This window comes from Streptomyces sp. NPDC052107 (genome assembly GCF_040680215.1).
In the GTDB taxonomy this organism is placed as follows: Bacteria; Actinomycetota; Actinomycetes; order Streptomycetales; family Streptomycetaceae; genus Streptomyces.
Map to the genome: position 1 here is coordinate 157,498 of NZ_JBFAWG010000015.1, position 23,155 is coordinate 180,652.

The window sequence follows — 23,155 nt, forward strand, 5'->3', positions numbered from 1 at the left end:
GGGACGGTATGCGGGCGCGGCGGCCCGGCGGATGAGGGCCGCTACCTGTGAACCGGTAGGTACGGCTACTCACTCGCCCCGGCGCTCACCCGCCGACCGTGAACCCGATCACCGCTCCGCCGCCCTCCCGCCGGAAGGCGAACGGCGCTCCGCCATGGGCCATGGCGACCTCCCGGACGATGGACAGACCCAGTCCCGATCCCGGCAGGGACCGCGCGTCCGCGGCGCGGTAGAAGCGGTCGAAGATCCGGATCAGGTCGCCCTCGGCGATACCCGGGCCCCGGTCCAGCACCTCCACCCGCACGGTCCCCGGCCGCGCCGGCCCGGTGATGTCGACCTCGATCGGCGCCTTCCCGCCCCGGTCGAACTTCGCCGCGTTCTCCACCAGGTTCGACATGGCCCGCTGCAGCATCCCGGGCCGCCCGTCGGTCGTGGTGTCACCACTGGTGCGCAGCACGATCTCGCGCCCGGTACGGCGTTTGGCGAGCCCCACGACGTCCTCGGCGATGTCGGCGAGGTCCACCCGCTGCGGCGGCTCGGTGTCGGACTGCCCGGCCGCGAGGTCGACCAGCTCGTTGACCAGGTCGGTCAGCTCCCGCGCCTCCTGGGTGAGGTCGGCGACCAGTTCCTCCCGGGTGGCGGGGGGCAGTTCGTCGATGCGGCGCAGGAGGGAGATGTTGGTGCGCAGGGACGTCAGCGGCGTACGCAGCTCGTGCCCCGCGTCCTGCACCAGCCGCCGCTGGTCCTCCTCGGACTGAGCGAGCCGGCCCAGCATCCGGTCGAAGGCGCGGCCGAGGCGCCCCACCTCGTCCAGCCCGGCCACCGGCACCTCGATGCCCAGCTGGCGGGTGCGGGCCACGTCCTCCGCGGCGGAGGTGAGGATCACCAGGCGCCGGGTGATCCGGCGGGCCAGCCACCAGCCGAACAGACCGGCCGCCACCACGACCGCCGACATCAGGATCAGCGTCCGCTGCTGCAGCGTGCGCAGCAGGTCCTCGGTGTCGCTGAACTCCTGCGCGACCTGGACCGCGCCCCGTCCTTCACCGAGCGAGATCGTGGCGATGCGGAACAGGTCCGTGTCCACCAGTACATCCTTGTGCTCGACGACCCTCCCGGCCGTCTCCGCGAGCGCCATGGCCTTGTCCCGGGAGGTGACGGGCAGGCTCGGGTTGCCGTGGTCCACGATCTGGCCCTGCGCGCCCAGCACCTGCACATCGGTGCGGGCGGGCCGGACCAGGTCGTGCCCGGGCCGGGAGGAGGAGAAGTCGTCGGGGACCATCTCGTGCTGCCGTACCTCGCCCTGCACGTCCTGCACGACCTGCGTGAACACCGACTGCTGGTCGACGCGGACCAGCCGCGCGGCGGAGCCGTACGACAGGATGCCGACGAGGATCGTGACGGCGGCGGTGACGGCCGCGAAGGAGACGGCGAAGGTGGTGCGCAGGGAGACGAGCTTGGGCCGACCGGGGGCCGACAGCCGCCGCAGGCGGCCCACCTAGTCCTCCCGGAGCACGTAACCCACGCCCCGCACCGTGTGGATCAGCTGCGGGGCACCGGGCTCGTCGAGCTTGCGGCGCAGATAGCCGACGTAGACGGCGAGGTTCTTCGAACCGGGCCCGAAGTCGTAGCCCCAGATCCGGTCGTAGATCGTGGAGTGGTCGAGCACGATGCCCGCGTTGCGCACGAGCAGTTCCAGCAGCTCGAACTCGGTGCGGGTCAGCTCCAGCTCGCGCTTGCCGCGCCAGGCCCGGCGGGCCTGCAGGTCCATGCGGATGCCGGCGGCCTCGATCTGCCGGTCGGAGAGCTGGGGCTCCCGGCCGCCGTTCTCTCCGGCACCAGCGCTGGTGCCGGCCGGCACCGGGCTGGTGCGGCGGAGCAGGGCGCGCAGCCGGGCGAAGACCTCCTCGACGTCGAACGGCTTGACCACGTAGTCGTCGGCGCCGGCGTCCAGGCCCGCGATGCGGTCGGCGGTCTCCACGAGGGCGGTGAGCATGAGGATCGGGGTGCGGTCGCCCTCGGCGCGCAGCACCCGGCAGACCTGGAGCCCGTCGATCCCCGGCATCATCACGTCGAGCAGGAGAACGTCCGGCGGCGTCTTGTGGGCCTGCGCCAGGGCCTCGACGCCGTCGGCCACCGCCGTCACCTCATACCCTTCCAGGGCCAGGGCACGCTCCAGGGCATGGCGGATGGCACGGTCGTCTTCAGCGAGCAGCACAGTCTGGGGCACGCACCCAGTTTGCCAAGGCCTTCGGTGGTTCGGCCGGGACGAGCGGACCTACGATCACCCTTTTTACCCCCCTCTCACCGTCACACGGGCAACCCGGCCCCTGGATCTACCGTCTTCTCACCGTCACGGGGAGACGTGTGGGCGGGTGCTATGTCCTTACATGCCGGACGCGCCGAGTTTCGCCAGCTGCTCCTCGAAGGGCACGACGACCTGGAGACCGCGCGTGGCGTCCGCCTCGAACCCGCCCGGGGAATGAGCCTTGCGCCCGGCCGAGGTGTCCGCCTCGGCCGCCGACAGCCCGGTCATCAGGCCGGCCAGCTCCTGCGCCGCCCGTTCGATCCGCCCCGCCAGTCCCTCCTCGCCCCAGTCCTCCGAGGCGGCGTACACACCCGTCGGCACGACGACGGCCCGCAGATAGGCGAACAGCGGCCGCAGCGCGTGCTCCAGCACCAGCGAGTGCCGGGCCGTACCCCCGGTCGCCGCGATCAGTACCGGCTTGCCCACCAGCGCCTCCTTGTCCAGCACGTCGAAGAACGACTTGAAGAGCCCGCTGTACGACGCGCTGAACACGGGCGTGACGACGATCAGCCCGTCGGACCCCGCCATCGCGTCCTGCGCGGCGGCGAGCGCCTTCCCGGCGAACCCGTTGGTGAAGTTGTGCGCGATCTCGACGGCGAGGTCCCGCAGCTCGATCACCTCCACGTCCGCCTCCGCCCGGCTCGCCACCGCGGTGGTGAGCCGGTCGCCCAGCAGCCGGGTGGAGGACGGGACGCTCAGCCCCGCGGACACGACGACGAGCTTCATGCCACGGTCTCCTTCTGTGCGGCGGCGAGCAGGGACTGGTGGGTCGGCGCCTCCGGCACGTCCGCGGGGCGGCCGTTCGCGAACTCCTTGCGCAGCACCGGCACGACCTCCTCGCCGAGCATGTCGATCTGCTCCAGCACGGTCTTCAGCGGCAGCCCGGCGTGGTCCACCAGGAACAGCTGGCGCTGGTAGTCACCGGCGTACTCCCGGAAGGACAGGGTCTTCTCGATGACCTGCTCCGGGGTGCCGACGGTCAGCGGGGTCTGGTCGGTGAAGTCCTCCAGGGAGGGCCCGTGGCCGTAGACCGGCGCGTTGTCGAAGTACGGCCGGAACTCGCGCACTGCGTCCTGCGAGTTCTTCCGCATGAACACCTGGCCGCCCAGGCCGACGATCGCCTGCTCGGGCGTGCCGTGGCCGTAGTGCGCGAACCGGGCCCGGTACAGCTCGACCATCCGCTTGGTGTGGTCGGCCGGCCAGAAGATGTTGTTGTGGAAGAAGCCGTCGCCGTAGTAGGCCGCCTGTTCGGCGATCTCGGGCGAGCGGATGGAGCCGTGCCAGACGAAGGGCGGTACGCCGTCCAGGGGGCGCGGGGTGGAGGTGAAGCCCTGCAGCGGGGTGCGGAACTTGCCCTCCCAGTCCACGACGTCCTCGCGCCACAGCCGGCGCAGCAGGGCGTAGTTCTCGATGGCGAGGTTGATGCCCTGCCGGATGTCCTGGCCGAACCAGGGGTAGACCGGCCCGGTGTTGCCGCGGCCCATCATCAGGTCCACGCGCCCGTCGGCCAGGTGCTGGAGCATCGCGAAGTCCTCCGCGATCTTCACCGGGTCGTTGGTGGTGATCAGCGTGGTGGAGGTGGACAGGATCAGCTTCTCCGTCTGCGCTGCCACATAGCCGAGCATCGTCGTCGGGGAAGACGGCACGAACGGCGGGTTGTGGTGCTCGCCGGTGGCGAAGACGTCCAGGCCGACCTCCTCGGCCTTGAGCGCAATGGCGACCATGGCCTTGATCCGCTCGCGCTCGGTCGGCGTACGTCCCGTGGTGGGGTCCGGCGTGACATCGCCGACCGTGAAGATCCCGAACTGCATGGTCGCTCACCCTTCAGGTTGTTTACGGTTCAACTATATCCGCTGAAACCGCCACCCCGGCCGGGTTATTCCGGTCACCTCGCGAGTCCGTCTCCTCTGGGCAGCCCGTCACCTCAGGGCAGGTCCGCGCCGCTTCGCAGGTCAGGGGACGAGTACCAGCCGCCCCCGCACCCCGCCCTCCGCGAGCCGCGCATGCGCCTTGGCCGCCTCCTCCAGGGCGTAGGTCTGAGCCACCCGCAGGGTCAGCACCCCCTCGTCCACCGGCCGCACCAGCTCCGCGAGCTGCGCGCCGTCGGCCCGTACCCACACGTTCTCCAAGCGCACCCCCCGCTCCGCCTCCGGCAGCGCCCCGTCACGGACCGCGACGAACGCGCCCCCGTCCCGGACCCACGCGAGCGCGGGCGTCCCGAGCACGGCGGCGTCCAGCACCGCGTCCACACTTACCGGCTCGACCCCGCCGACCGTGAAGTGCGCCGCACCCAGGGAACGCACCAGCTCCTCGTCGTCCGCCCGGGCATGCCCGGTCACCTCGATCCCCCGGTGCGCGGCCAGCTGCACCGCGAACCCGCCGACCGCACCCGCGGCCCCGGTCACCAGCAGCCGGTCGCCCGGCGCGAGGTCCAGCAGGTCCAGGGCCTGCAGCGCGGTCAGCCCGTTCAGCGGCAGGGTGCCCGCGTGCGCCGCGTCCTCCGAGGCGGGCGCCGCGGCCACGGCCTGCGCGTCCACGACGACGTACTCGGCATGAGCACCCAGCGGATCCGCGACCCCCGGCACCAGCGCCACCACCGGATCGCCGGTCTCCCAGGAGGCGGGCCCGTCCACCGCGTCCACCGTGCCGGCCACGTCCCAGCCGAGCCCGAGGGTCTTGCCGGCCCCACCGAAGACACCGGCGCGCACGCCCGCGTCCACCGGGTTCAGCGCGCTCGCGGCCACCTTGATCCGCACCTGCCGCGCTCCCGGCTCCGGCACCGCGACGTCCGCGATCTCCACGCTCTCCGGCCCGCCGAACGCCCTCACCACAGCAGCACGCATGACAACTCTCCCCAATCACAAGGCAGTTGATGACTTCCGCGGCCCCGTTCCGGCCGCAGCACCAACCGTGGGAGAGCTACTATCCATCGGTAAGTAGTTACCTGTGAGTGCATAGCTGTCCCGAAGGGAAGAGCCCATGGCGACCATGACCGCCGCCCAGCGCCGCGAGCGGGCCCGCACCGACTACGACGCCTTCCTGCGCGAATGCCCCACCAACCAGCTCCTCGGCCGGCTCAGCGACAAGTGGGTCAGCCTCGTCGTCGCCGCCCTGGCCACCGGCCCCCTGCGCTACAGCGACCTCGGCCGCAAGATCGCCGGCGTCAGCCCCAAGATGCTCACCCAGACCCTGCGCGCCCTCGAACGGGACGGCATCATCAGCCGCACGGTCACCCCGTCCGTCCCCGTCCGCGTCGACTACGAGCTCACCCCGCTCGGCACCAGCCTCGCCTGCCTGCTGACGGCCGTGAAGGACTGGGCCGAGACCCACTTCGAGGAGGTACGAGCGGCCCGCGAGCGCTACGACGCGGAGAACCCCGCCTGATCTCCTGATCCCCTGATCAGCGGGCTTCAGAAGGCGTACGCGTCGCCGGTGTCCAGGACCAGCACCTTCATCCGGTCGTTCGTGCGGTCGTTGTCCGCGGCGCCACCGCCCCACGCCGTGTCGATCTCCACCGTGACCTCCGACGGCTTCTCCTTCAGCCGCACCGGCACGTCCAGCTGCTCACCCACCCCGTTCGCGGCCAGCGCGCCCGTCCCGCACAGCACCGTCCGCTCGTCCTCCCGGGCACAGCGCGCGGGCAGCTGCTGCTCCTCGGCCAACGCCAACGACCAGCGCAGCCGCACCCTCGCGTCCGGCAGGGCGGCCGGACCGCCGTTGTGCGGGGTCAGCTTCACCTCCACCCGGTCGCCGTTCATCACCGCGGTTCCGTGAAAGTCGAGGTCGGCCTCGGGCCCGGCCGGCGGGGCGGCCACGGCGGCCCCCGCCCCCAGAACCACACCGGCCAAGGCCCCCGTCACACCCCAGGTCCACTTCCGCACGCCGCTCACCACTCCACGCTCGCGATCCGACTGGCGTAGGGATGTATGCCACGGGGACCCCGGCGAAAGGCGCCCTCCAACAGGTGACAGCGGCCCGTGAACGCCGCGCGCGACCCGCATGCCAAGCTGCTGCCCATGTCGATCCTCCGCTCCGCCGCCCTGTTCGTCGTCGCCGCCGTCTTCGAGATCGGCGGCGCCTGGCTGATCTGGCAGGGCGTACGTGAGCACCGGGGCTGGCTGTGGGTGACCGGCGGGGTCCTGGCCCTGGGCGCCTACGGTTTCGTCGCCACCTTCCAGCCGGACGCCCACTTCGGCCGTATCCTGGCCGCGTACGGCGGCATCTTCGTCGCCGGCTCGCTTCTCTGGGGGGCGGTCGCGGACGGCTACCGCCCCGACCGCTACGACATCGTGGGCGCGCTGATCTGTCTCGCCGGGATGGCCGTGATCATGTGGGCGCCGAGGAACGGTGCCTGAGCCTCACTTAGGCTGGACGGAGCCCTTACCACCCGACCCTCCCCGAGGAGCTGACCATGGCCCCCGCCTCCCGCATCGCCGTCGTCACCGGTGCGAGCAGCGGCATCGGCGCCGCCACGGCACGGCAGCTCGCCGAGGCCGGCTACCGCGTCGTCCTCACCGCCCGCCGCAAGGACCGTATCGAGGCACTGGCGCAGGAGCTGACCACGGCGGGCCACTCGGCGGTGGCCTACCAGCTGGACGTGACCGACCGCTCGGCCGTCGACGAGTTCGCGACCGCCTTCCAGACCATCGGCGTCCTGGTCAACAACGCGGGCGGCGCCCTCGGCGCGGACCCGGTGGCCACCGGCGACCCGGCGGACTGGCGCACGATGTACGAGACGAACGTCATCGGCACCCTGAACCTCACCCAGGCCCTGCTGCCGAAGCTGGTGGCGAGCGGCGACGGCGTGGTCGTGGTCGTCTCCTCCACCGCCGGCCATGGCACCTATGAAGGCGGCGCGGGCTATGTCGCCGCCAAGCACGGCGCCCACGTCCTCGCCGAGACCCTCCGCCTGGAGATCGTCGGCCAGCCTGTCCGCGTCATCGAGATCGCCCCCGGCATGGTGAAGACGGAGGAGTTCGCCCTGACCCGCTTCGCCGGCGACGAGACGAGGGCGGCCAAGGTCTACCAGGGCGTGGCCGAGCCCCTCACCGCGGACGACGTGGCGGAAACCATCACCTGGGCGGTCACCCGCCCCAGCCACGTCAACGTGGACCTCCTCGTCCTCCGCCCCCGCGCCCAGGCGTCCAACACCAAGGTCCACCGGGAGCCGTGATGCCCGAAGAAACCTCCGAGACACCCGACTCCCTGGACAACCTGGAGCAACGCCGCCTGGCCCAGGAGACCAAGGACGAACGCAAGGTCTGGTACTTCCTCGGCTACTTCCTCTTCGGCATCCACATCGTGGCCTTCGTGATGATCTACGCGGTACGCCACGCGAAGTGACTCAGAATTAGCCCACACGGGCTAACCTCATCGATCGCCCGATCGCCACACGAACACCCACCCTAGGCTCGCGCCACACGATCAATTCGACGGCCCTCAGCAGGGATGCAGCCCCGCCCCCTCAGGGATGAGGGCGGCCTGCACAGCTCGCCGCTGGACTGAGTCCGAAGACCGCATCCTGTTGAAACTCAACAGCCCCATGGCTGCCGCTGAGGCACTCGACAGGACCACGCAGAGCTGCAATCTCCGCCTCTGGCGCCTACGGAACGGCAAAGTGCCCATGCCCGGCTATCAGTGACAAAGCGAACCAGGCCCCCGGCACCAACCGGAGGCCTTTCGCGTCACCCCTTCACGCACACGAACTGCTTCAACTTCGCCACGACCTCGACAAGGTCGCGCTGCTGCTCCATAACCTGGTCGATGTTCTTGTAAGCACCCGGAATCTCGTCCAGCACCCCGGAGTCCTTACGGCACTCCACACCCCGTGTCTGCTCCTCCAGGTCCTTGGTCGTGAAGTGACGCTTCGCGGCGTTACGGCTCATACGCCGACCCGCCCCATGGGAAGCCGAGTTGAAGGCCTTCTCGTTCCCGAGTCCTTTCACGATGTACGAACTGGTACCCATCGAGCCAGGGATGATCCCGAACTCACCGGAGCCGGCCCGGATCGCTCCCTTGCGGGTCACGAGCAGATCCATGCCCTCGTACCGCTCCTCGGCAACGTAGTTGTGGTGGCACGAGATCTCCTGCTCGAAGGTGGGCTTGGCCTTCTTGAACTCCTTGCGGACCACGCCCTTCAGGAGCGCCATCATGAGCGCGCGGTTGTACTTGGCGTACTCCTGCGCCCAGTAGAGATCGTTCCTGTACGCCGCCATCTGCGGAGTGTCCGAGACGAACACCGCCAGGTCACCGTCCACCAGGCCCTGGTTGTGCGGGAGCTTCTGCGCGACACCGATGTGGTACTCGGCCAGTTCCTTCCCGATGTTGCGGGAACCGGAGTGCAGCATGAGCCAGACCGAACCTGACTGATCGAGACACAATTCGATCATGTGATTTCCGCTTCCGAGCGTTCCCATCTGCTTATGGGCCCGATCCTGACGGAATTTGACCTCTTCTGCGACCCCGTCGAACCGCCCCCAGAAGTCGTCCCATCCGGCCGTGGCCAGCCCATGGAAGTCCCCCGGCTCCACGGGATCCTCATGCATCCCCCGCCCCACCGGAATCGCCTGCTCGATCTTCGACCGCAGCCGCGACAGGTCCCCCGGCAGATCGTTCGCCGTCAGGGACGTCTTCACCGCCGACATCCCGCACCCGATGTCCACGCCGACCGCCGCCGGGCACACCGCGCCCCGCATGGCGATGACGGATCCGACCGTCGCGCCCTTGCCGTAGTGCACGTCCGGCATCACGGCCAGACCCTTGATCCAGGGCAGGGTCGCCACGTTCTGAAGCTGACGCAGGGCCACGTCCTCGACCGTCGCGGGGTCGGTCCACATCCGGATCGGGACCTTCGCGCCCGGCATTTCCACGTACGACATAGGTTCCTCATTCCCCCGAAAACGACAACAAAGGCTTACACAAGGCTTATAAGCGGCAAAGTGAAAAAGCAGTGCCGGAGCCGGTAAAAAAGGACAAGGGACCGGCGGCCACAGCAGCGCGTGCGATACACATTGTCTCCAGGGGACGCCCCGCTGCGGCAAGCGAATAACCAGCGGGGACACTGGAGCACCAAGCGAGCGCACACCCGAGAGGAGCCCGACCGTGCAGCGGAAGGCGTACGTAACCGGCACCGCCGCCCTCCTCGCGGCGCTGCTGGCCGGCTGCACGAGCGGCTCGGGCGGCGACAGCCCCACGGACAACGCCAATCCGGGCGCCGCCGACACCGCCTCGGCCGTCGCCCAGCCCGGCAAGTACCGCACGCTGCCCGAACCCTGCGGCGCGGTCGGCCACGACAGCCTCGACTCGCTGCTGCCCGGCATCAAGCAGATCGCCGACCCCGACCAGCGGGACAAGGCCTACCAGGGCCAGGCCGCGCTCACCTACGACACCGATCGCAAGGTCGGCTGCCGCTGGAAGGTGGAGTCCGCCGACGCCACCGACCACCTCTCGGTCGACTTCGAGCGCGTGGTGTCGTACGACAACACGGTCAGCGACGACGACCAGGCGAAGAAGCTGTTCGAGGGCAAGGAGTCGGCCGCCGACCTCCCCGCACCGAGCAGCTCCTCGCCGACGAGCGGAACGAGTGGGACGACCGCGCCGACGCCGACGTCCTCACCCTCGTCCAGTGGTTCCCCGTCGTCCTCCGCGAGCGGCGGCGCCTCCCCTTCCGGGTCCCCCTCCGGCTCCTCCTCCGGTTCCGCCGCGGCCGATCTGCAGCCGCGGGTGCTGTCCGATCTCGGTGACGAGGCGTATATCGACGACCAGCTCGGTTCGTCCGGTTCGACCGCCGAACAGCGGACGGTGACTGTGGTGTTCCGCACGTCCAACGTCGTCGTCACCATCGTGTACGAGGAGCAGCCGACGGCCGTAGGAACGGTCCCGGACAGCAAGGAAATGCAGGACAGGGCCCGTAATCTCGCCTCTCAACTGGATGGCACGCTGGGCGGTTGACGGCCGGGGGAGCCGCTCACCGCGCCGCACGCAAAGCACCCGAACGGAAACCGCACAGCTCCTTCACCGCGTACCGTGGGCCCCCGCAGGAACCCGCACGATCACCGAGCGTCATGAGTGAAGGAACCATGCAGCGAGCAGCCCAGCAAGACGACCGTGCCCAGCGAGAGATGCGTGGCAAGCGCCTGAGCCGTGTTCTTGTCTGCGCGGCAGCCGTGCCGGCGGTGCTGATCACCGCCGCCTGTTCGTCGGACTCGGGCGACTCCAAGGGCAAGGGCACGGACAGCAGCACGCAGCAGTCCGCGGGCGGCAGCACCAAGCCCTCGGCGAGCGAGTCCCCGACCGTGCAGGCGGCCGCGTACAAGAAGCTGCCCGACGCGTGCGCGGTGTTGTCGAAGAAGACCCTGACGAACCTCACCCCGAAGGACACATCGGGCAAGAAGGGCAGTTCGGACGATCCGTCGTCGCGTGCCTCCTGCTCCTGGAGCAGCCTGGACAACAACGGCGTGAAGGGCTCGCAGTTCCGGTGGCTGAACGTGTCCCTGCTCCGTTTCGACTCGGACACCACGCGCGGTGCCGGTGACACCCAGGCGCACACGTACTTCGGGCAGCAGGTCAAGGACGCCGAGTCGGTGGCCGGCGCGAAGAACACCAAGGAGATCCCACTGTCCGGGACGGGCACGGAGGCGACGGCCGTGCGCTACGACCTTCAGAAGAAGGAAGGTCTGTTCAAGCAGCAGACGGTGGTCGCGCGGGTCCAGAACGTGGTCGTCACGCTCGACTACAACGGCGCCGGTCTCGCGGGCGAGAAGACCCCCGACGCCGAGGACCTGACGAAGGCCTCGGAGAGCGCGATCAAGGAAGTGCTCGGGGCGGTGTCGTCCGCCAACGGCGGCTCGTCGTCGGCCGGTTCCGCGTCGACGGCCCCGTCGAAGTCCACCTCCGGCTCCCCGTCCAAGTCGGCCCCTTCCAGCGCTTCTCCGTCCAAGTCGGCCGCGAAGAAGGGCTGACGGAGGACCGGAAGCCCTGACCGGTACCACGTTCGCCGTTCGCGTGTGCCACCCTGTTGCGCGCAACAACTGGCAAGGGGAGGGGAGTACGCGTGGCCGCGCCACTGCAGCTGACTCGGATACACCGCGTTCTCATCGGCGTGGTCGTGACCGGCGCCATGATCATCGCCGGAATCGGCTTCGCCGGTTCCTACGCGGCCGTCCGTGAGCTGGCCATCAAAAAGGGCTTCGGGAACTTCTCCTATGTCTTCCCGGTGGGCATCGACGCGGGCATCTGTGTCCTGCTGGCGCTGGACCTGCTGCTGACCTGGATCCGTATCCCCTTCCCGCTGCTGCGCCAGACGGCGTGGCTGCTGACGGCGGCGACGATCGCGTTCAACGGCGCCGCCGCCTGGCCGGACCCGCTGGGCGTCGGCATGCACGCGGTGATCCCGGTGCTGTTCGTGGTCGCGGTGGAGGCGGCCCGGCACGCGATCGGCCGGATCGCCGACATCACGGCGGACAAGCACATGGAGGGCGTCCGCCTGACCCGCTGGCTGCTCTCCCCCGTCCCCACCTTCCTGCTCTGGCGCCGGATGAAGCTGTGGGAGCTGCGCTCCTACGACCAGGTCATCAAGCTGGAGCAGGAACGTCTCGTCTACCAGGCCCGACTCCGTTCCCGCTTCGGCCGCGCATGGCGCCGGAAGGCTCCGGTGGAGTCCCTGATGCCGCTGCGCCTGGCCCGGTACGGGGTCCCGCTGGCGGAGACGGCACCGGCGGGCCTGGCGGCGGCGGGCATCGAACCGGTCCTGCTGCAGGCCGTCCCTCAGCCGCCGCAGCTCATGGCGAACGCCATGGCCGAAGGCAGTCGTGCCGTCGGCGCGGCGCCCGTCCCGATGCAGGCGGCACCTCCCGGCGAGCAGCGCCCGGAGCAGCCCCCGGTGGACGAGCAGAGCCCCTGGTTCCAGACCCCGCGCCAGGTCGACTACCACGGCGGTTACGACCCCACGTACGACCCGATGCTGCAGGAACCTCAGTACGCCCCCGACGAACAGTACGAGGAGTGGTACGAGGAGCAGCAGCCGGAGGACTTCCAGCAACCCTCCCCCGAGGAGACCGGCAGCTTCCCCATCCCGGTGGGCCCGAATCGCACCCGCGAACTCGGCGAGGGCGGCGGCACCCCGGAGCCGGACCCGACCGAGGACGACTACTACCAGGTCTTCCGCAAGTCGATCGACGGCAGCTTCCCCACCCCGCACCAGTTCGGCGAGGCCGTCGAGGCGACGTACGGCCTCACGCTCCCCCCGCGCGACGCCGACCGTATGGTCAAACGCTTCACCAACCGCTTCAACGCGGAACTCGAAGAGAACCACATCGCGTAACGGCAGGAAGAAAGGGGCCCTCCGCCACGGAGGGCCCCTTTCTTCTTACGCGGTTTCCTACGGGCTCTTACTCCCCGAGCAGCCGCCGCACCCGCTCCTGCCCCACCGCGAGCAGCAGCGTGGGCAGTCGCGGCCCGGTGTCCCGCCCGACGAGCAGGTGGTACAGCAGGGCGAAGAAGGACCGCTGAGCCGTCTTGATCTCGGCCGGCAGCTCCTTCGGCGTGGCGTCGGCCGGGAACCCGGCCTGCACCTTGGGCACGCCGTACACGAGGTGGGTCAGCCCGTCGAGCGACCAGTGCTCGGCGAGCCCGTCGAGGAGCAGCCGCACCGACTGCTGGGAGGCCTCGTCGAGGGACTTCAGCAGCTCGGCGTCGGGCTCGTCGCGCACGACGGTCCGCTGGTCGGCGGGGACGTGCGTGTTGATCCAGGCCTCGGCCCGGTCGTACCGGGGCCGTACCTCGTCCAGGGACGCCAGCGGCTGCTCCGGGTCCAGCTCGGAGAGGATCCGCAGCGCCTGGTCCTCGTGCCCGGCGGTGATGTCGGCGACGGACGCCAGCGTGCGGTACGGCAGCGGACGCGCCGTCTTCGGCAGCTCACCGCCGGCCGTGCCGACCGCGCGCGTGTACGCGGCCACGTCACCCGGCAGCGCGGACCCTCCCCCAGTGCCTGAAGCCTCAGCGACCTTCGCCGCCAGCTTGTCCCACTCGTCGTACAGCCGCTGGATCTCCTGGTCGAAGGCGATCTTGAAGGACTGGTTGGGCTTGCGGCGGGCGTAGAGCCAGCGCAGGATCTGCGGCTCCATGATCTTCAGCGCGTCGGCGGGAGTCGGGACCCCGCCCCGCGAGGAGGACATCTTCGCCATGCCGGAGATACCGACGAACGCGTACATGGGGCCGATCGGCTGCTTCCCGCCGAAGATCCCGACGATCTGCCCGCCGACCTGGAAGGACGAGCCCGGCGAGGAGTGGTCGACACCGCTCGGCTCGAAGACGACGCCCTCGAACGCCCAGCGCATCGGCCAGTCGACCTTCCAGACCAGCTTGCCGCGGTTGAACTCACTCAGCCGGACGGTCTCGGAGAAGCCGCAGGCGTTGCAGGTGTAGGCCAGCTCGGTGGAGTCGTCGTCGTACGAGGTGACGGTCGTCAGGTCCTTCTCGCAGTTGCCGCAGTACGGCTTGTACGGGAAGTAGCCGGCGGAACCGGAGCTGCCGTCGTCCTCGGACGCGGCGCCCGAGCCCTCCTCCGCCTCCAGCTCGGCCTCGTCGACGGCCTTCTGCTGCTGCTTCTTCGGGGCCTTCTTCGTGCGGTACTGGGCGAGGATCGCGTCGATGTCGCCGCGGTGCCTCATGGCGTGCAGGATCTGCTCGCGGTAGGCGCCGGAGGTGTACTGCGCGGTCTGGCTGATCCCGTCGAACTCGACACCCAGCTCGGCCAGCGAGGCGATCATCGCGGCCTTGAAGTGCTCGGCCCAGTTCGGGTGCGACGATCCGCGCGGCGCCGGCACCGAGGTCAGCGGCTTGCCGATGTGCTCGGCCCAGGTCTCGTCGATGCCCGCGACACCCGCCGGAACCTTCCGGTACCGGTCGTAGTCGTCCCAGGAGACCAGGTGCCGGACCTGGTACCCGCGGCGGCGGATCTCGTCGGCGACCAGGTGCGGGGTCATGACCTCGCGCAGGTTGCCCAGGTGGATCGGACCCGACGGCGAGAGTCCGGACGCGACGACGACCGGTTTGCCCGGGGCCCGGCGCTCCGACTCCTCGATGACCTCATCCGCGAAACGGGAGACCCAGTCGGTGGTCTCGGTGCTCTGAGCCACGATCGGCACGTCCTTCTTTCTGAACGGGGTGGCACTCCGTCTGATCGGGGTGACACTCCATTCTCACAGACCGGGATGCGACGGCGAAAACGGCTTTACCTGCCATGGGATACTGGCTGGGACTATCCATCCACGAGGAGAACGGCACCCATTCCTATGGCCTCGGTCACGTCCCTCAGCGACAACGTCCAGCAGCACCTCGCGTCCGCCCTCTCGGCCACCCTGCCGGAGGCCGCCGGCGCGGACCCGCTGCTGCGACGAAGCGACCGGGCCGACTTCCAGGCCAACGGGATCCTGGCCCTGGCCAAGAAGGCGAAGGCGAACCCGAGGGAGCTGGCGACGCAGGTCGTCTCCCAGGTGGTGACGGGTGACGAGCTGATCAAGGACGTCGAGGTCTCCGGCCCCGGCTTCCTGAACATCACGATCGCGGACCGGGCGATCACCGGGAACCTGGCCGCGCGGTACGCGGACGAGACGGGCCGCCTCGGCGTGCCGACCGCCGCCCAGCCGGGCACGACGGTGATCGACTACGCGCAGCCGAACGTGGCGAAGGAGATGCACGTAGGCCATCTGCGGTCGGCGGTGATCGGCGACTCGGTGGTCCAGCTCCTCGAATTCACCGGCGAGAACGTGGTCCGCCGCCACCACATCGGCGACTGGGGCACCCAGTTCGGCATGCTCATCCAGTACCTGGACGAGCACCCGCACGAGCTGGACCACAAGGAAACCCACGTCACCGGTGAGGAGGCGATGTCGAACCTCGACCGCCTCTACAAGGCCGCGCGGAAGCTCTTCGACTCCGACGAGGAGTTCAAGACGCGGGCCCGCCGCCGGGTGGTCGACCTCCAGGCCGGCGACTCGCACACGCTCGCCACGTGGCAGAAGTTCGTGGACGAGTCGAAGATCTACTTCTTCTCCGTCTTCGAGAAGCTGGACATGGAGATCCGCGACCCCGACATCGTCGGCGAGTCCGGCTACAACGACATGCTCGCGGAGACCTGCCGCCTCCTGGAGGAGTCGGGCGTCGCGGTCCGCAGCGAGGGCGCCCTGTGCGTCTTCTTCGACGACATCAAGGGCCCGGACGGCAACCCGGTCCCGCTGATCGTCCAGAAGTCGGACGGCGGCTACGGCTACGCGGCGACGGACCTGTCGGCGATCCGCGACCGGGTCTTCAACCTCAAGGCGAACACCCTGCTGTACGTGGTGGACGCCCGCCAGGCCCTGCACTTCAAGATGGTCTTCGAGACGGCGCGCCGGGCAGGCTGGCTGAACGAGGACGTCACCGCCTTCCAGCTGGCCTTCGGCACGGTCCTCGGCAAGGACGGCAAGCCCTTCAAGACGCGTGAGGGCGAGACCGTCCGCCTGGTCGACCTCCTCGACGAGGCGATCGACCGCGCCTCGGCCGTCGTACGGGAGAAGGCCCAGGACCTGTCCGAGGAGGAGATCGCCGAGCGGGGTGCCCAGGTGGGCATCGGCGCGGTGAAGTACGCGGACCTGTCGACGTCGGCGAACCGGGACTACAAGTTCGACCTGGACCAGATGGTCTCGCTCAACGGCGACACGAGCGTGTACCTGCAGTACGCGTACGCCCGTATCCAGTCCATCCTCCGCAAGGCCGGCGAGACCCGCCCGGCCGCGCACCCGGAGCTGGAACTGGCGGAGGCCGAGCGCGCCCTGGGCCTGCACGTCGACGCCTTCGCGGAGACGGTGACGGAGGCGGCGGCGGAGTACGCCCCGCACAAGCTGACGGCCTACCTCTACCAACTGGCGTCCCTCTACACCTCCTTCTACGACAAGTGCCCGGTCCTGAAGGCCGAGACCCCGGCCCAGGTGGAGAACCGCCTCTTCCTGTGCGACATCACGGCCCGCACCCTGCACCAGGGCATGGCCCTGCTGGGCATCCGCACGCCCGAGAAGCTCTGACACACACCTTCCGGGTCTGCCCTTAGAGTCTGTGGAGCCGTCCTGTCTCCGCAGACTCTGAGGGAGCCCGATGTCCGAGCGAGTCCCCGATCCCGCCATGTCCCACTTCGGCCGGGACGGCATGCGCCGGTTCACGGTGCCGGCCTCCTACGGCGTCCAGCTGCCCGGCGCGGCCCGCGAGGCGCTGGCGGACACAGGAGTCCCGCTGCACGTCCAGCCGTACTTCACGGCGGCGGGTGACAGCGACGGGCCGACGTTGGGGATGACCGCGGGGCACCACGGTCTGCCGGTGCCCACGGGCCAGGAGAACTGGCTGCGGCTCGGCACGGACCCGCTGGCCCACCTGTGCGTACGGCCGGACGGGGCGGTGCAGGCTGTGTTCCTGGGCCTGGACGAGGACGACATGTTCGTCAGCTCTGATGTCTCGGCGTTCAACGCCTCGCTGGCCGCCCTGGACCGCCGCCTTCCGGTGATCGCCGCCTCGGCCAGCCTCCCGGTGGCCGCCGCGGCCTTCCGCGAACTCAACGCCGAGCTCCGGCATATCGACGCCGCCGCGTTCGAGGAGCGCGAGAGCTGGTGGCCGAGGGTCCTGGACGACGTACGGCACACGCTGAACTTCCCGTTCTCCTCCGCCTTCGAGTACGTCGACGCGTCCGGCGCCAAGCAGATCGTCACCGACGCGACGGGGCCGGGACGCACGCATCCGGAGGAGCTGGTCTGGGCGCGGCTGTGGGCGGACGGCGTCTCTCCGGAGCAGGTACGACGCGTCTACTGCGAGCTGGAACCCTGCATGATGCCGGGCCACTACTGCGCGGTATGGCTGCAGGCGACGTTCCCGCACGCGGAGTTCACGCACAGCTTCGACTACGGCTCGACGGCGGAGTCACGCGAAGAGGGACTCAAGGAGTTGATCACGTACGCGGCGAAGCAGGCGGGCCGCCAGTGAGCGAGGCGCTGAAGTGGTCCCGCCCGGCAGCGGGCCGTGAACCGGCGGCCGCCGCGCTGCTTTCCTGGCTGGCGGATCCGCAGGCCCCTCGCCTGTGCGTCGTCACTGGTGGCGAGGGATGCGGCAAGTCGACCTTGCTGGCGTGGCTGATCGGGCACGGGACGCGGGAGGGGACGCAACGGGAGCGCCGGGTCCACGGTTTCGTGCCCTTGGCCGGCGAGAGCGCCCTCACGGCCGCCTGGACCCTGTCCCAGCAGCTGATGGTGGCCGCCCGCACCCCGGGCGAGCTGGTGGCCGCACTGGCCGCCGACGGGCGCCGTACGGTGATCGTGCTGCCCGAGCTGCATGCGGCGGAGGACGCCCGAGGCGTGGCTGAACTTGCCCTGGGTTTACTGGAGTTGCCGCACATCCGGCTGCTCGTCGAGATACGGAGCGACAGCAGTGAGGCCGCGACCCTCATGGCCGTCCCTTCGGCTGTGATGGACCTCGACCAGCCGCAGTGGACGGACCCGGAGCGGTACACCGCCTGGGCGGCCACCCAGCCGGCCGGCCGCCGGGCGCCGCTCGAACGTCCCACGCGCACGGTCGACTTGAACGACCCCACCGCGATCTGCGCGGCGGACCCCTGGCAGGTGTCCATCGGCTACGAACGCTCCGCGGACGCTCACGGCGGCCTGCGGACGGCATGGCTGCGGGCTGGAGCCTCCCTGACCCGTGAGCTGTCGCCGGCGGACCGGGCCGTCGTACTCCTCGCCGCGCTGGGCGACGACGCCGGCCCGATGCTGCCGCAGACACTGGCGGCGCTGACCGAGGGCGCCGCATGGCAGGTGGTCTGGCGCAGGGTGCGCGGCGATGTCCGCCCACCATGGCCGGGACCGGCACATGCGCTGTCGTCGGGGCGCGGACGGCTCGCCGGGAAGCTGGTCGTGGCCGATCACCAGGGCACGGTCCGCCTGCTGGACGAGGCGGACGCGGCTCCGGCCGGCCGGTTGCCGGAGCCGCTGCAGGGGGCGCGCGCCGTGGCGGCTACGCCGGAGGGCGACGTGCTGGTCCTGGACGCGCAGGGCCGGCTGCACGTCCGGCACAGCCCGTCGGCGCCGAGGGCCACGGGGCTGGTGGCACTGCTGGAGGTCGGGCCGACGCCGCTGGATCGACTGACGAAGGCCGCGCAAGCCCGACTTGGCGGAGAAGCCGCGGCGTTGTCGTTCTGCGAGGGACTGCTCGCGACAGGGGACACCACAGGCCAGGTGCACGCCTTCTTTGAAGTGGACGGAGAGTCCGCGGCCTTCGCAGCGCACCTGCACGAGGGTGGCGTCGCTGCCGTAGCGGCTCTGCGCCTGACGCCGTCCACGGAGGGACCGGGCATACCCCTGATCTACAGCGGCGGATGCGACGGCACGGTACGGGTGTGGGGCCCGGGAGCTGACCCGATGGCCTCCCCTGTCCGATCGCGGTCGTGCCCGGTGACGGCCCTGGCGGCAGCGACCACTGACGCCGGACCGGTACTGACCGTCGCCTGGGGGGACGGCCTCGTCGAACACCACTCCTTGGACGAGGAAGGCACGGTCCGCGCCTACTGGCCCGGAGCCCCGGTGCACGCGCTGGCGGTGACCGGTGCTGGGACGCTCCTGATCGGCACCGACGAGCGGCTGGTGCACCTGCGCCCAGCCTGAAAAACGGGAGAGGTTGTCACAGTCATGCCATAGAGACCCAAGGCACCCTTGCCCTCCAACAGCCCTCCATCGTTAGGGTTTTAGTGCTCATACGATGATCGGGAGGACGAGGGGGCGTCACGGGGGATGGGCTACACGATTCCGGGGTGGCTGGACGAGGTCCTGGACTTCATCGGCATCCACTTCCCCAATGTCGACGAGGACGACTACCGCGACATGGCTCACGCCATGCGGGAGTTCGCCGACAAGTTCGAAGGGCACGGCGCGGACGCGCACAAGGCGGTGGAGCAGATCCTGGCCTCCTCGCACGGCTGGGCCGTCCACTCCATGCAGACCCACTGGAACCAGGTCAAGGCCGGCCACCTGGACAAGATCCCGGAACTGGCCCGCCTCTTCGCCGACGCGCTGGACGTGGTCGCGGACATCATCTTCGGAATGAAGACGAAGGCCGAGGCCGAACTCGCCGTCATGGCAGGCTCGGTGGGCCTGTCGGTAGGCCTGTCCTTCGTCACCGGCGGCCTGTCCGCCGTGCTCGGCGCGGCCGAGGTCACGGCCATGCGACAGTTGGTGAAACGAATCATCGACGAGGCCGTCGACCGGATCGTGGACGAGCTGGTCGCCCGGGTGACCGCACCGGTCAACGCCAAGCTGGAGGCGATGATCGAGGACGCGGTGCTGAATCTGGCGGAGGATGCGTTCACCCTGCCTCCCGCTCCCGCTGACGGAAACGCGGGCGGCGGCGGTGGCGGTTCCGGCGGGCACGGCCACGGACACGGCGGCATGCAGCTGGCCTCGGCGGGAGCCGGCGGCAACGGCATGGAACTGGCCTCCGTGTCCGGCGGTTCAGGCGGGGGCGGCGACCTCCACATCGACCACGACGAGTTCGAGAGCGGAGCCGGCAAGCTCTCCTTCCACGGCAGCGAACTCCACCTGAACAGCTCGGCGCCACTCGGCCGGGCCAAGGGGCTTTTCGGGCGCACCAGGGGCAAGGACCCCTTCACCCAGACCTTCGACTCAATGATCCACGGCGCCCTGCACGGCTGCGAGAAGGCCCTCGGCAAGATCGGAAAGCACCTCACCGAGACGGTCCCGGACCGTGCAAAGGCAGTGTCGCGGATACACAGGGGCACCGACAACGAGGTCCGCACCTACCTGCTCCACATCGACGGCAGTGTGCAGCGTCTCCATTCCAACGGCGACCTGCATCCCCTCGACAGCACAGACCGGCACCGGCTGCATGGCGTTCTCGATGCCAACGGGCGAGCCTGGCGTCCACAGACAAGACGCGACAACGAAGACACGAAGGTGCCGAACTCCCATACGGGCAAGGTCCAGTCGACCAAGGTGGACCCCTATACCGATGAGCTCGGCCAGGCAACGCAGCTTGCCCGGTACGCCCAGAACGACTACACCGGAAACAACTATGCGGCGGGCCGGTATATTGACCCCGACGGCCGAGGTACGAGCATCCTCGTCGGGTACAGCGACGACAGTATGCATTCTGAACGTTCCATCGGGTATCCGCTGCTGCACAGAAACACACAGTCCGGGCTCAAGGAGGTATTCACCGAGCGTCAACCGTGCCAGAAGAGACCTCGCTGCGATGCCTGGTTGAATCTGCGATTTCCTGACACCACGACGGTCCGTCACGCCAACACCTACGACCAGTCGGTCCCACGACATCTCCGGGACACGGAACACCAAGATTACATGGAAGAACTGAGAAAACATCACGGCCGTTAACAGAAGCAGTATTTCCTGACTGACGTGACACGGAAGGCGTTCGCATGGGTTTCGCTGTCTCACCGGATGAAGTCCTGGAATCATTCGGGCTGACGGGAGTCGTCTACTTCCCTCGATTTCATTCGACGGAGAACTTGCTCGACGAGCGCACAATGCTGTTTCTCAGCCAAGTGGGGCTTCCAGACACCAACTGGTTCAAGTCCAAGGCCAGCGTTGGCCAGGACGAATCGATCGGCTTGTCCGAGTGGTTCGGCCCTGAAGACGGAACACTACCCGAAGAATGCCGCAGCTGGCTCGTGCTGGCTTATTTTGCGGCCTCCCTCATCGCGTTGGATCCCAAGAGTGGCAAGATCTACGAGTTTGGCGAAGGTGAGCCACTGGAGTCCTACACCGAGATCCACAGGGACGTCGAGTCACTGGTCTATTCCCTGCACCTGTTCCAGCAGTTGCTACAACACAGAAGAGACGAAGACGTCGAACTCGAATCGCGAGCCGAGCGCCTCCGTACCCAGATTTCCGAATTCGACCCTTCGCCCTTCGACAGCGACGAATCTCAGTGGAATCTGGCATTGGAAGAGGTCATCGACGGGATCTGGTAGGAAACCGCAACATCATCCGTCTGTTCAGCCTGGACGGTGTCAGTTTCCATCCGCAGCACGATGGAAGTGAACTCCACGCGCCCACAGCGGAGTTCCTCGCCGCGACTCTCCGACTATCTCGCGTCGGGTATCCACCGCCCCTGAGCCGCGTTTTCCTCGGCCAGCTCACGCGCACGGCGCGCCAGGGCCTGTCGTACCGCGTCCGGCTCGAGGACTCGTAGGGGTGAGCCCAGGGTGAGCAGGTAGCGGGCGAGGCCGTCCGGATCGGGGCCGCCTACCTCGACGAGGGTGGCGTCGGGGCCGTCGGGGCGGTGAGTGCCGACCGTGGCCGGGATGAGTCGTAGTGCCTCCCGCATGGGGAGGGGAAGGCGGATGGTCGCGGACAGGGGGTAGGGGCCGTTCGCGATGTTGCGGGAGACCAGCTGGGCCGGGTCCGGTGGGTCGGTGAGGTCCACGGGCCGGCCGGTCGGCTGGAAGCGGTCGATACGGTCGGCGCGGAAGGTGCGCCACTGGTCACGGGCCACGTCCCGCGCGACGACGTACCAGCGCCGGGCGGCATGGACGAGTCGGTAGGGGTCGATGTCCCGGACCGTGGTCCTGCCCTCCCCGTCGGTGTACGACAGAAGGGCACGCTCGCCACGCCGGCATGCCACGGCCAGTTCCAGCAGCAGGCCCGGGCGCATCTGCGGCCCGTCGGGCCCGGGCAGACGCACGAAGGCGTCGTCCAGGTCGCCGAGGCGGTCCGCGATGTGCCGTGGGAGCACCTGCCGCAGCTTCAGCAGTGCTGACAGGGCCGCCTGGTCGCCGCCGAGCACGTCGCTCAGCGCGGCCTCGCGCAGGCCGACCTCCACGGCCAGCGCCTCCTCGTCGTCGAGGATCAGCGGCGGCAAGCGGGAGCCGGCGCGCAGGCGGTACCCGCCCCAGGGGCCGGCTTCGGAGTCGACCGCGTAGCCGAGGTCCCTGAGCCTCGCTATGTCCCGGCGGACCGTGCGATCCGTGACCTCCATGCGCTCGGCCAGCTCGACGCAGGTCCAGGAGGGGCGGGAGGACAGCAGGGACAGCAGGCGGAGAAGGCGGGCGGACGAGCTGAGCACGGCGGGAAGTCTGGCACATGTCGTGCACAACCAGGACCGGGACTGTCCTGGTCATGTCCTAGCGTCCTCCCCATGACCACGGAAACCTCATCCGCACCCGCGTTCCGCTACGCCGCCGTCACCTTCGACTGCTCCGACCCCGCCGAAATGGCCCGTTTCTACGGCGAGTTGCTCGGCATGTCCGTCCTCTTCTCCAGCGACGACTTCGTCTTCCTCGGCAAGGAGGGTTCGACCGGCCTCGGCTTCAACCGCCTCGCCGACTACCGCCGGCCCACCTGGCCGGACCCGGCCCAGGAGAAGCAGGCGCACATCGAGCTGGGCGTGGACGACCTGGACGCCGCCGAGAAGCGGCTGCTCGAACTGGGCGCCGACAAGCCGGAGTTCCAGCCGGGCGGGGAGCGGTGGCGGGTGCTGCTGGATCCCGCCGGGCACCCGTTCTGCATCACGACACTGGTTTAGTGCGCGGGCTCCCTGAGCATCCGCACCGTCACGGGGGTCTCCACCTGCTGGTCCTCGAAGTCGGGTGAGTGGGCGTAACCATGTATGAGTGAGTGTCGTTGTCGGAGTGTGAATCTGACGGAATGGGCGAAGACGCAGAGTGTGCATCCGCAGACCGCGTATCGCTGGTTTCGTGAGGGGGCGTTGCCGGTACCGGCTCAGCGGGTCGGGCCACGCACGATCCTGGTGAACATCGACGCGAACGCCACGCCCGGAGCCATCGGCGGTCTGGGCCTG

22 protein-coding genes and 1 pseudogene are annotated in these 23,155 nt (G+C 69.2%); 14 read left to right on the top strand and 9 right to left on the bottom strand.

The features are described 5' to 3' along the window. Nucleotides 1-85 precede the first annotated feature (85 nt). The 5 genes from AB0M27_RS19415 to AB0M27_RS19435 form a co-directional block, all read right to left on the bottom strand. Entirely contained in the window at nt 86-1,495 is a 1,410-nt protein-coding gene (locus AB0M27_RS19415; RefSeq protein ID WP_365723073.1) for a HAMP domain-containing sensor histidine kinase, read from the bottom strand. Next, complete coding sequence (locus tag AB0M27_RS19420; protein ID WP_365723101.1) at nt 1,496-2,215, bottom strand: response regulator transcription factor; 720 nt, start codon at nt 2,213-2,215, stop codon at nt 1,496-1,498. Nucleotides 2,216-2,383: 168 nt separating this feature from the next. Then, entirely contained in the window at nt 2,384-3,031 is a 648-nt protein-coding gene (locus AB0M27_RS19425) for a CE1759 family FMN reductase (protein WP_365723074.1), read from the bottom strand. Further along, a complete protein-coding gene (locus AB0M27_RS19430) occupies nt 3,028-4,116 on the bottom strand; it encodes an LLM class flavin-dependent oxidoreductase (protein WP_365723075.1) in 1,089 nt (362 codons plus the stop codon). Before AB0M27_RS19430 ends, AB0M27_RS19425 begins: the two co-directional genes overlap by 4 nt. Before the next feature lie 141 nt (nt 4,117-4,257). Further along, nucleotides 4,258-5,148: an NADP-dependent oxidoreductase gene (locus AB0M27_RS19435; RefSeq protein ID WP_365723076.1), complete on the bottom strand. Its 891-nt coding sequence runs from the start codon at nt 5,146-5,148 to the stop codon at nt 4,258-4,260. A 136-nt stretch (nt 5,149-5,284) separates the two neighbouring features. On the opposite strand from AB0M27_RS19435, the gene AB0M27_RS19440 reads away from it, so the two are divergent. Further along, nucleotides 5,285-5,689: a helix-turn-helix domain-containing protein gene (locus AB0M27_RS19440; RefSeq protein ID WP_365723077.1), complete on the top strand. Its 405-nt coding sequence runs from the start codon at nt 5,285-5,287 to the stop codon at nt 5,687-5,689. 26 nt (nt 5,690-5,715) lie between these two features. Here the strand turns inward: AB0M27_RS19440 and AB0M27_RS19445 are convergent, their stop codons facing one another. Then, nucleotides 5,716-6,195, bottom strand: coding sequence for a hypothetical protein (locus AB0M27_RS19445; protein WP_365723078.1), 480 nt, complete (start codon nt 6,193-6,195; stop codon nt 5,716-5,718). Nucleotides 6,196-6,321: 126 nt separating this feature from the next. On the opposite strand from AB0M27_RS19445, the gene AB0M27_RS19450 reads away from it, so the two are divergent. From AB0M27_RS19450 to AB0M27_RS19460, 3 genes are read left to right on the top strand one after another with little or no spacing between them, the layout of a single operon-like run. Continuing rightward, nucleotides 6,322-6,660, top strand: coding sequence for a YnfA family protein (locus tag AB0M27_RS19450; RefSeq protein ID WP_365723102.1), 339 nt, complete (start codon nt 6,322-6,324; stop codon nt 6,658-6,660). Nucleotides 6,661-6,716: 56 nt separating this feature from the next. Next, the gene (locus tag AB0M27_RS19455; RefSeq protein WP_365723079.1) at nt 6,717-7,478 is read left to right on the top strand and encodes an SDR family NAD(P)-dependent oxidoreductase; all 762 of its coding nucleotides are present in this window, start codon (nt 6,717-6,719) and stop codon (nt 7,476-7,478) included. After that, nucleotides 7,478-7,648 carry a hypothetical protein gene (locus AB0M27_RS19460; RefSeq protein WP_365723080.1) on the top strand — a complete coding sequence of 57 codons (171 nt, stop codon included), beginning with the start codon at nt 7,478-7,480 and terminating at the stop codon, nt 7,646-7,648. Before AB0M27_RS19455 ends, AB0M27_RS19460 begins: the two co-directional genes overlap by 1 nt. Before the next feature lie 341 nt (nt 7,649-7,989). Here AB0M27_RS19460 and AB0M27_RS19465 read toward each other — a convergent pair whose 3' ends face one another. Further along, nucleotides 7,990-9,183 (bottom strand): RtcB family protein, encoded by a 1,194-nt coding sequence (locus tag AB0M27_RS19465; RefSeq protein WP_365723081.1) that lies wholly within the window; start codon nt 9,181-9,183, stop codon nt 7,990-7,992. 223 nt (nt 9,184-9,406) lie between these two features. Here AB0M27_RS19465 and AB0M27_RS19470 point away from each other — a divergent pair, with 223 nt between their 5' ends. The 3 genes from AB0M27_RS19470 to AB0M27_RS19480 all read left to right on the top strand — a co-directional run bounded on the left by AB0M27_RS19470 (nt 9,407) and on the right by AB0M27_RS19480 (nt 12,626). Beyond that, nucleotides 9,407-10,255: a DUF3558 domain-containing protein gene (locus AB0M27_RS19470; RefSeq protein ID WP_365723082.1), complete on the top strand. Its 849-nt coding sequence runs from the start codon at nt 9,407-9,409 to the stop codon at nt 10,253-10,255. Between the two features lie 128 nt (nt 10,256-10,383). Beyond that, the gene (locus tag AB0M27_RS19475) at nt 10,384-11,265 is read left to right on the top strand and encodes a DUF3558 family protein (protein WP_365723083.1); all 882 of its coding nucleotides are present in this window, start codon (nt 10,384-10,386) and stop codon (nt 11,263-11,265) included. Between the two features lie 92 nt (nt 11,266-11,357). Further along, the gene (locus AB0M27_RS19480; RefSeq protein WP_365723084.1) at nt 11,358-12,626 is read left to right on the top strand and encodes a DUF2637 domain-containing protein; all 1,269 of its coding nucleotides are present in this window, start codon (nt 11,358-11,360) and stop codon (nt 12,624-12,626) included. Between the two features lie 67 nt (nt 12,627-12,693). On the opposite strand, the gene lysS is transcribed toward AB0M27_RS19480, so the two are convergent. Further along, complete coding sequence (gene lysS, locus AB0M27_RS19485) at nt 12,694-14,451, bottom strand: lysine--tRNA ligase (RefSeq protein WP_365723085.1); 1,758 nt, start codon at nt 14,449-14,451, stop codon at nt 12,694-12,696. Nucleotides 14,452-14,598: 147 nt separating this feature from the next. Between lysS and argS the strand changes: the two genes are divergently transcribed. The 5 genes from argS to AB0M27_RS19510 all read left to right on the top strand — a co-directional run bounded on the left by argS (nt 14,599) and on the right by AB0M27_RS19510 (nt 21,326). Continuing rightward, nucleotides 14,599-16,365 carry an arginine--tRNA ligase gene (gene argS, locus AB0M27_RS19490; RefSeq protein WP_365723086.1) on the top strand — a complete coding sequence of 589 codons (1,767 nt, stop codon included), beginning with the start codon at nt 14,599-14,601 and terminating at the stop codon, nt 16,363-16,365. Nucleotides 16,366-16,435: 70 nt separating this feature from the next. Continuing rightward, on the top strand, nt 16,436-17,311 hold the full coding sequence (locus AB0M27_RS19495; protein WP_365723087.1) for an SUKH-4 family immunity protein: 876 nt from the start codon (nt 16,436-16,438) through the stop codon (nt 17,309-17,311). Then, nucleotides 17,308-18,984: a hypothetical protein gene (locus tag AB0M27_RS19500; RefSeq protein ID WP_365723088.1), complete on the top strand. Its 1,677-nt coding sequence runs from the start codon at nt 17,308-17,310 to the stop codon at nt 18,982-18,984. The genes AB0M27_RS19495 and AB0M27_RS19500 overlap by 4 nt, the downstream gene beginning before the upstream one ends. A 126-nt stretch (nt 18,985-19,110) precedes the next feature. Next, a complete protein-coding gene (locus tag AB0M27_RS19505) occupies nt 19,111-20,727 on the top strand; it encodes a nucleic acid/nucleotide deaminase domain-containing protein (protein WP_365723089.1) in 1,617 nt (538 codons plus the stop codon). Nucleotides 20,728-20,771: 44 nt separating this feature from the next. Beyond that, complete coding sequence (locus AB0M27_RS19510; RefSeq protein WP_365723090.1) at nt 20,772-21,326, top strand: SUKH-4 family immunity protein; 555 nt, start codon at nt 20,772-20,774, stop codon at nt 21,324-21,326. 113 nt (nt 21,327-21,439) lie between these two features. On the opposite strand, the gene AB0M27_RS19515 is transcribed toward AB0M27_RS19510, so the two are convergent. Beyond that, nucleotides 21,440-22,420, bottom strand: coding sequence for a YafY family protein (locus tag AB0M27_RS19515; RefSeq protein ID WP_365723091.1), 981 nt, complete (start codon nt 22,418-22,420; stop codon nt 21,440-21,442). Between the two features lie 72 nt (nt 22,421-22,492). Between AB0M27_RS19515 and AB0M27_RS19520 the strand changes: the two genes are divergently transcribed. Together AB0M27_RS19520 and AB0M27_RS19525 are read left to right on the top strand one after the other, a co-directional pair. Continuing rightward, on the top strand, nt 22,493-22,879 hold the full coding sequence (locus tag AB0M27_RS19520; protein WP_365723092.1) for a VOC family protein: 387 nt from the start codon (nt 22,493-22,495) through the stop codon (nt 22,877-22,879). A gap of 108 nt (nt 22,880-22,987) precedes the next feature. Then, nucleotides 22,988-23,155 (top strand): annotated as a pseudogene (locus AB0M27_RS19525) (IS607 family transposase); the annotation flags it as partial.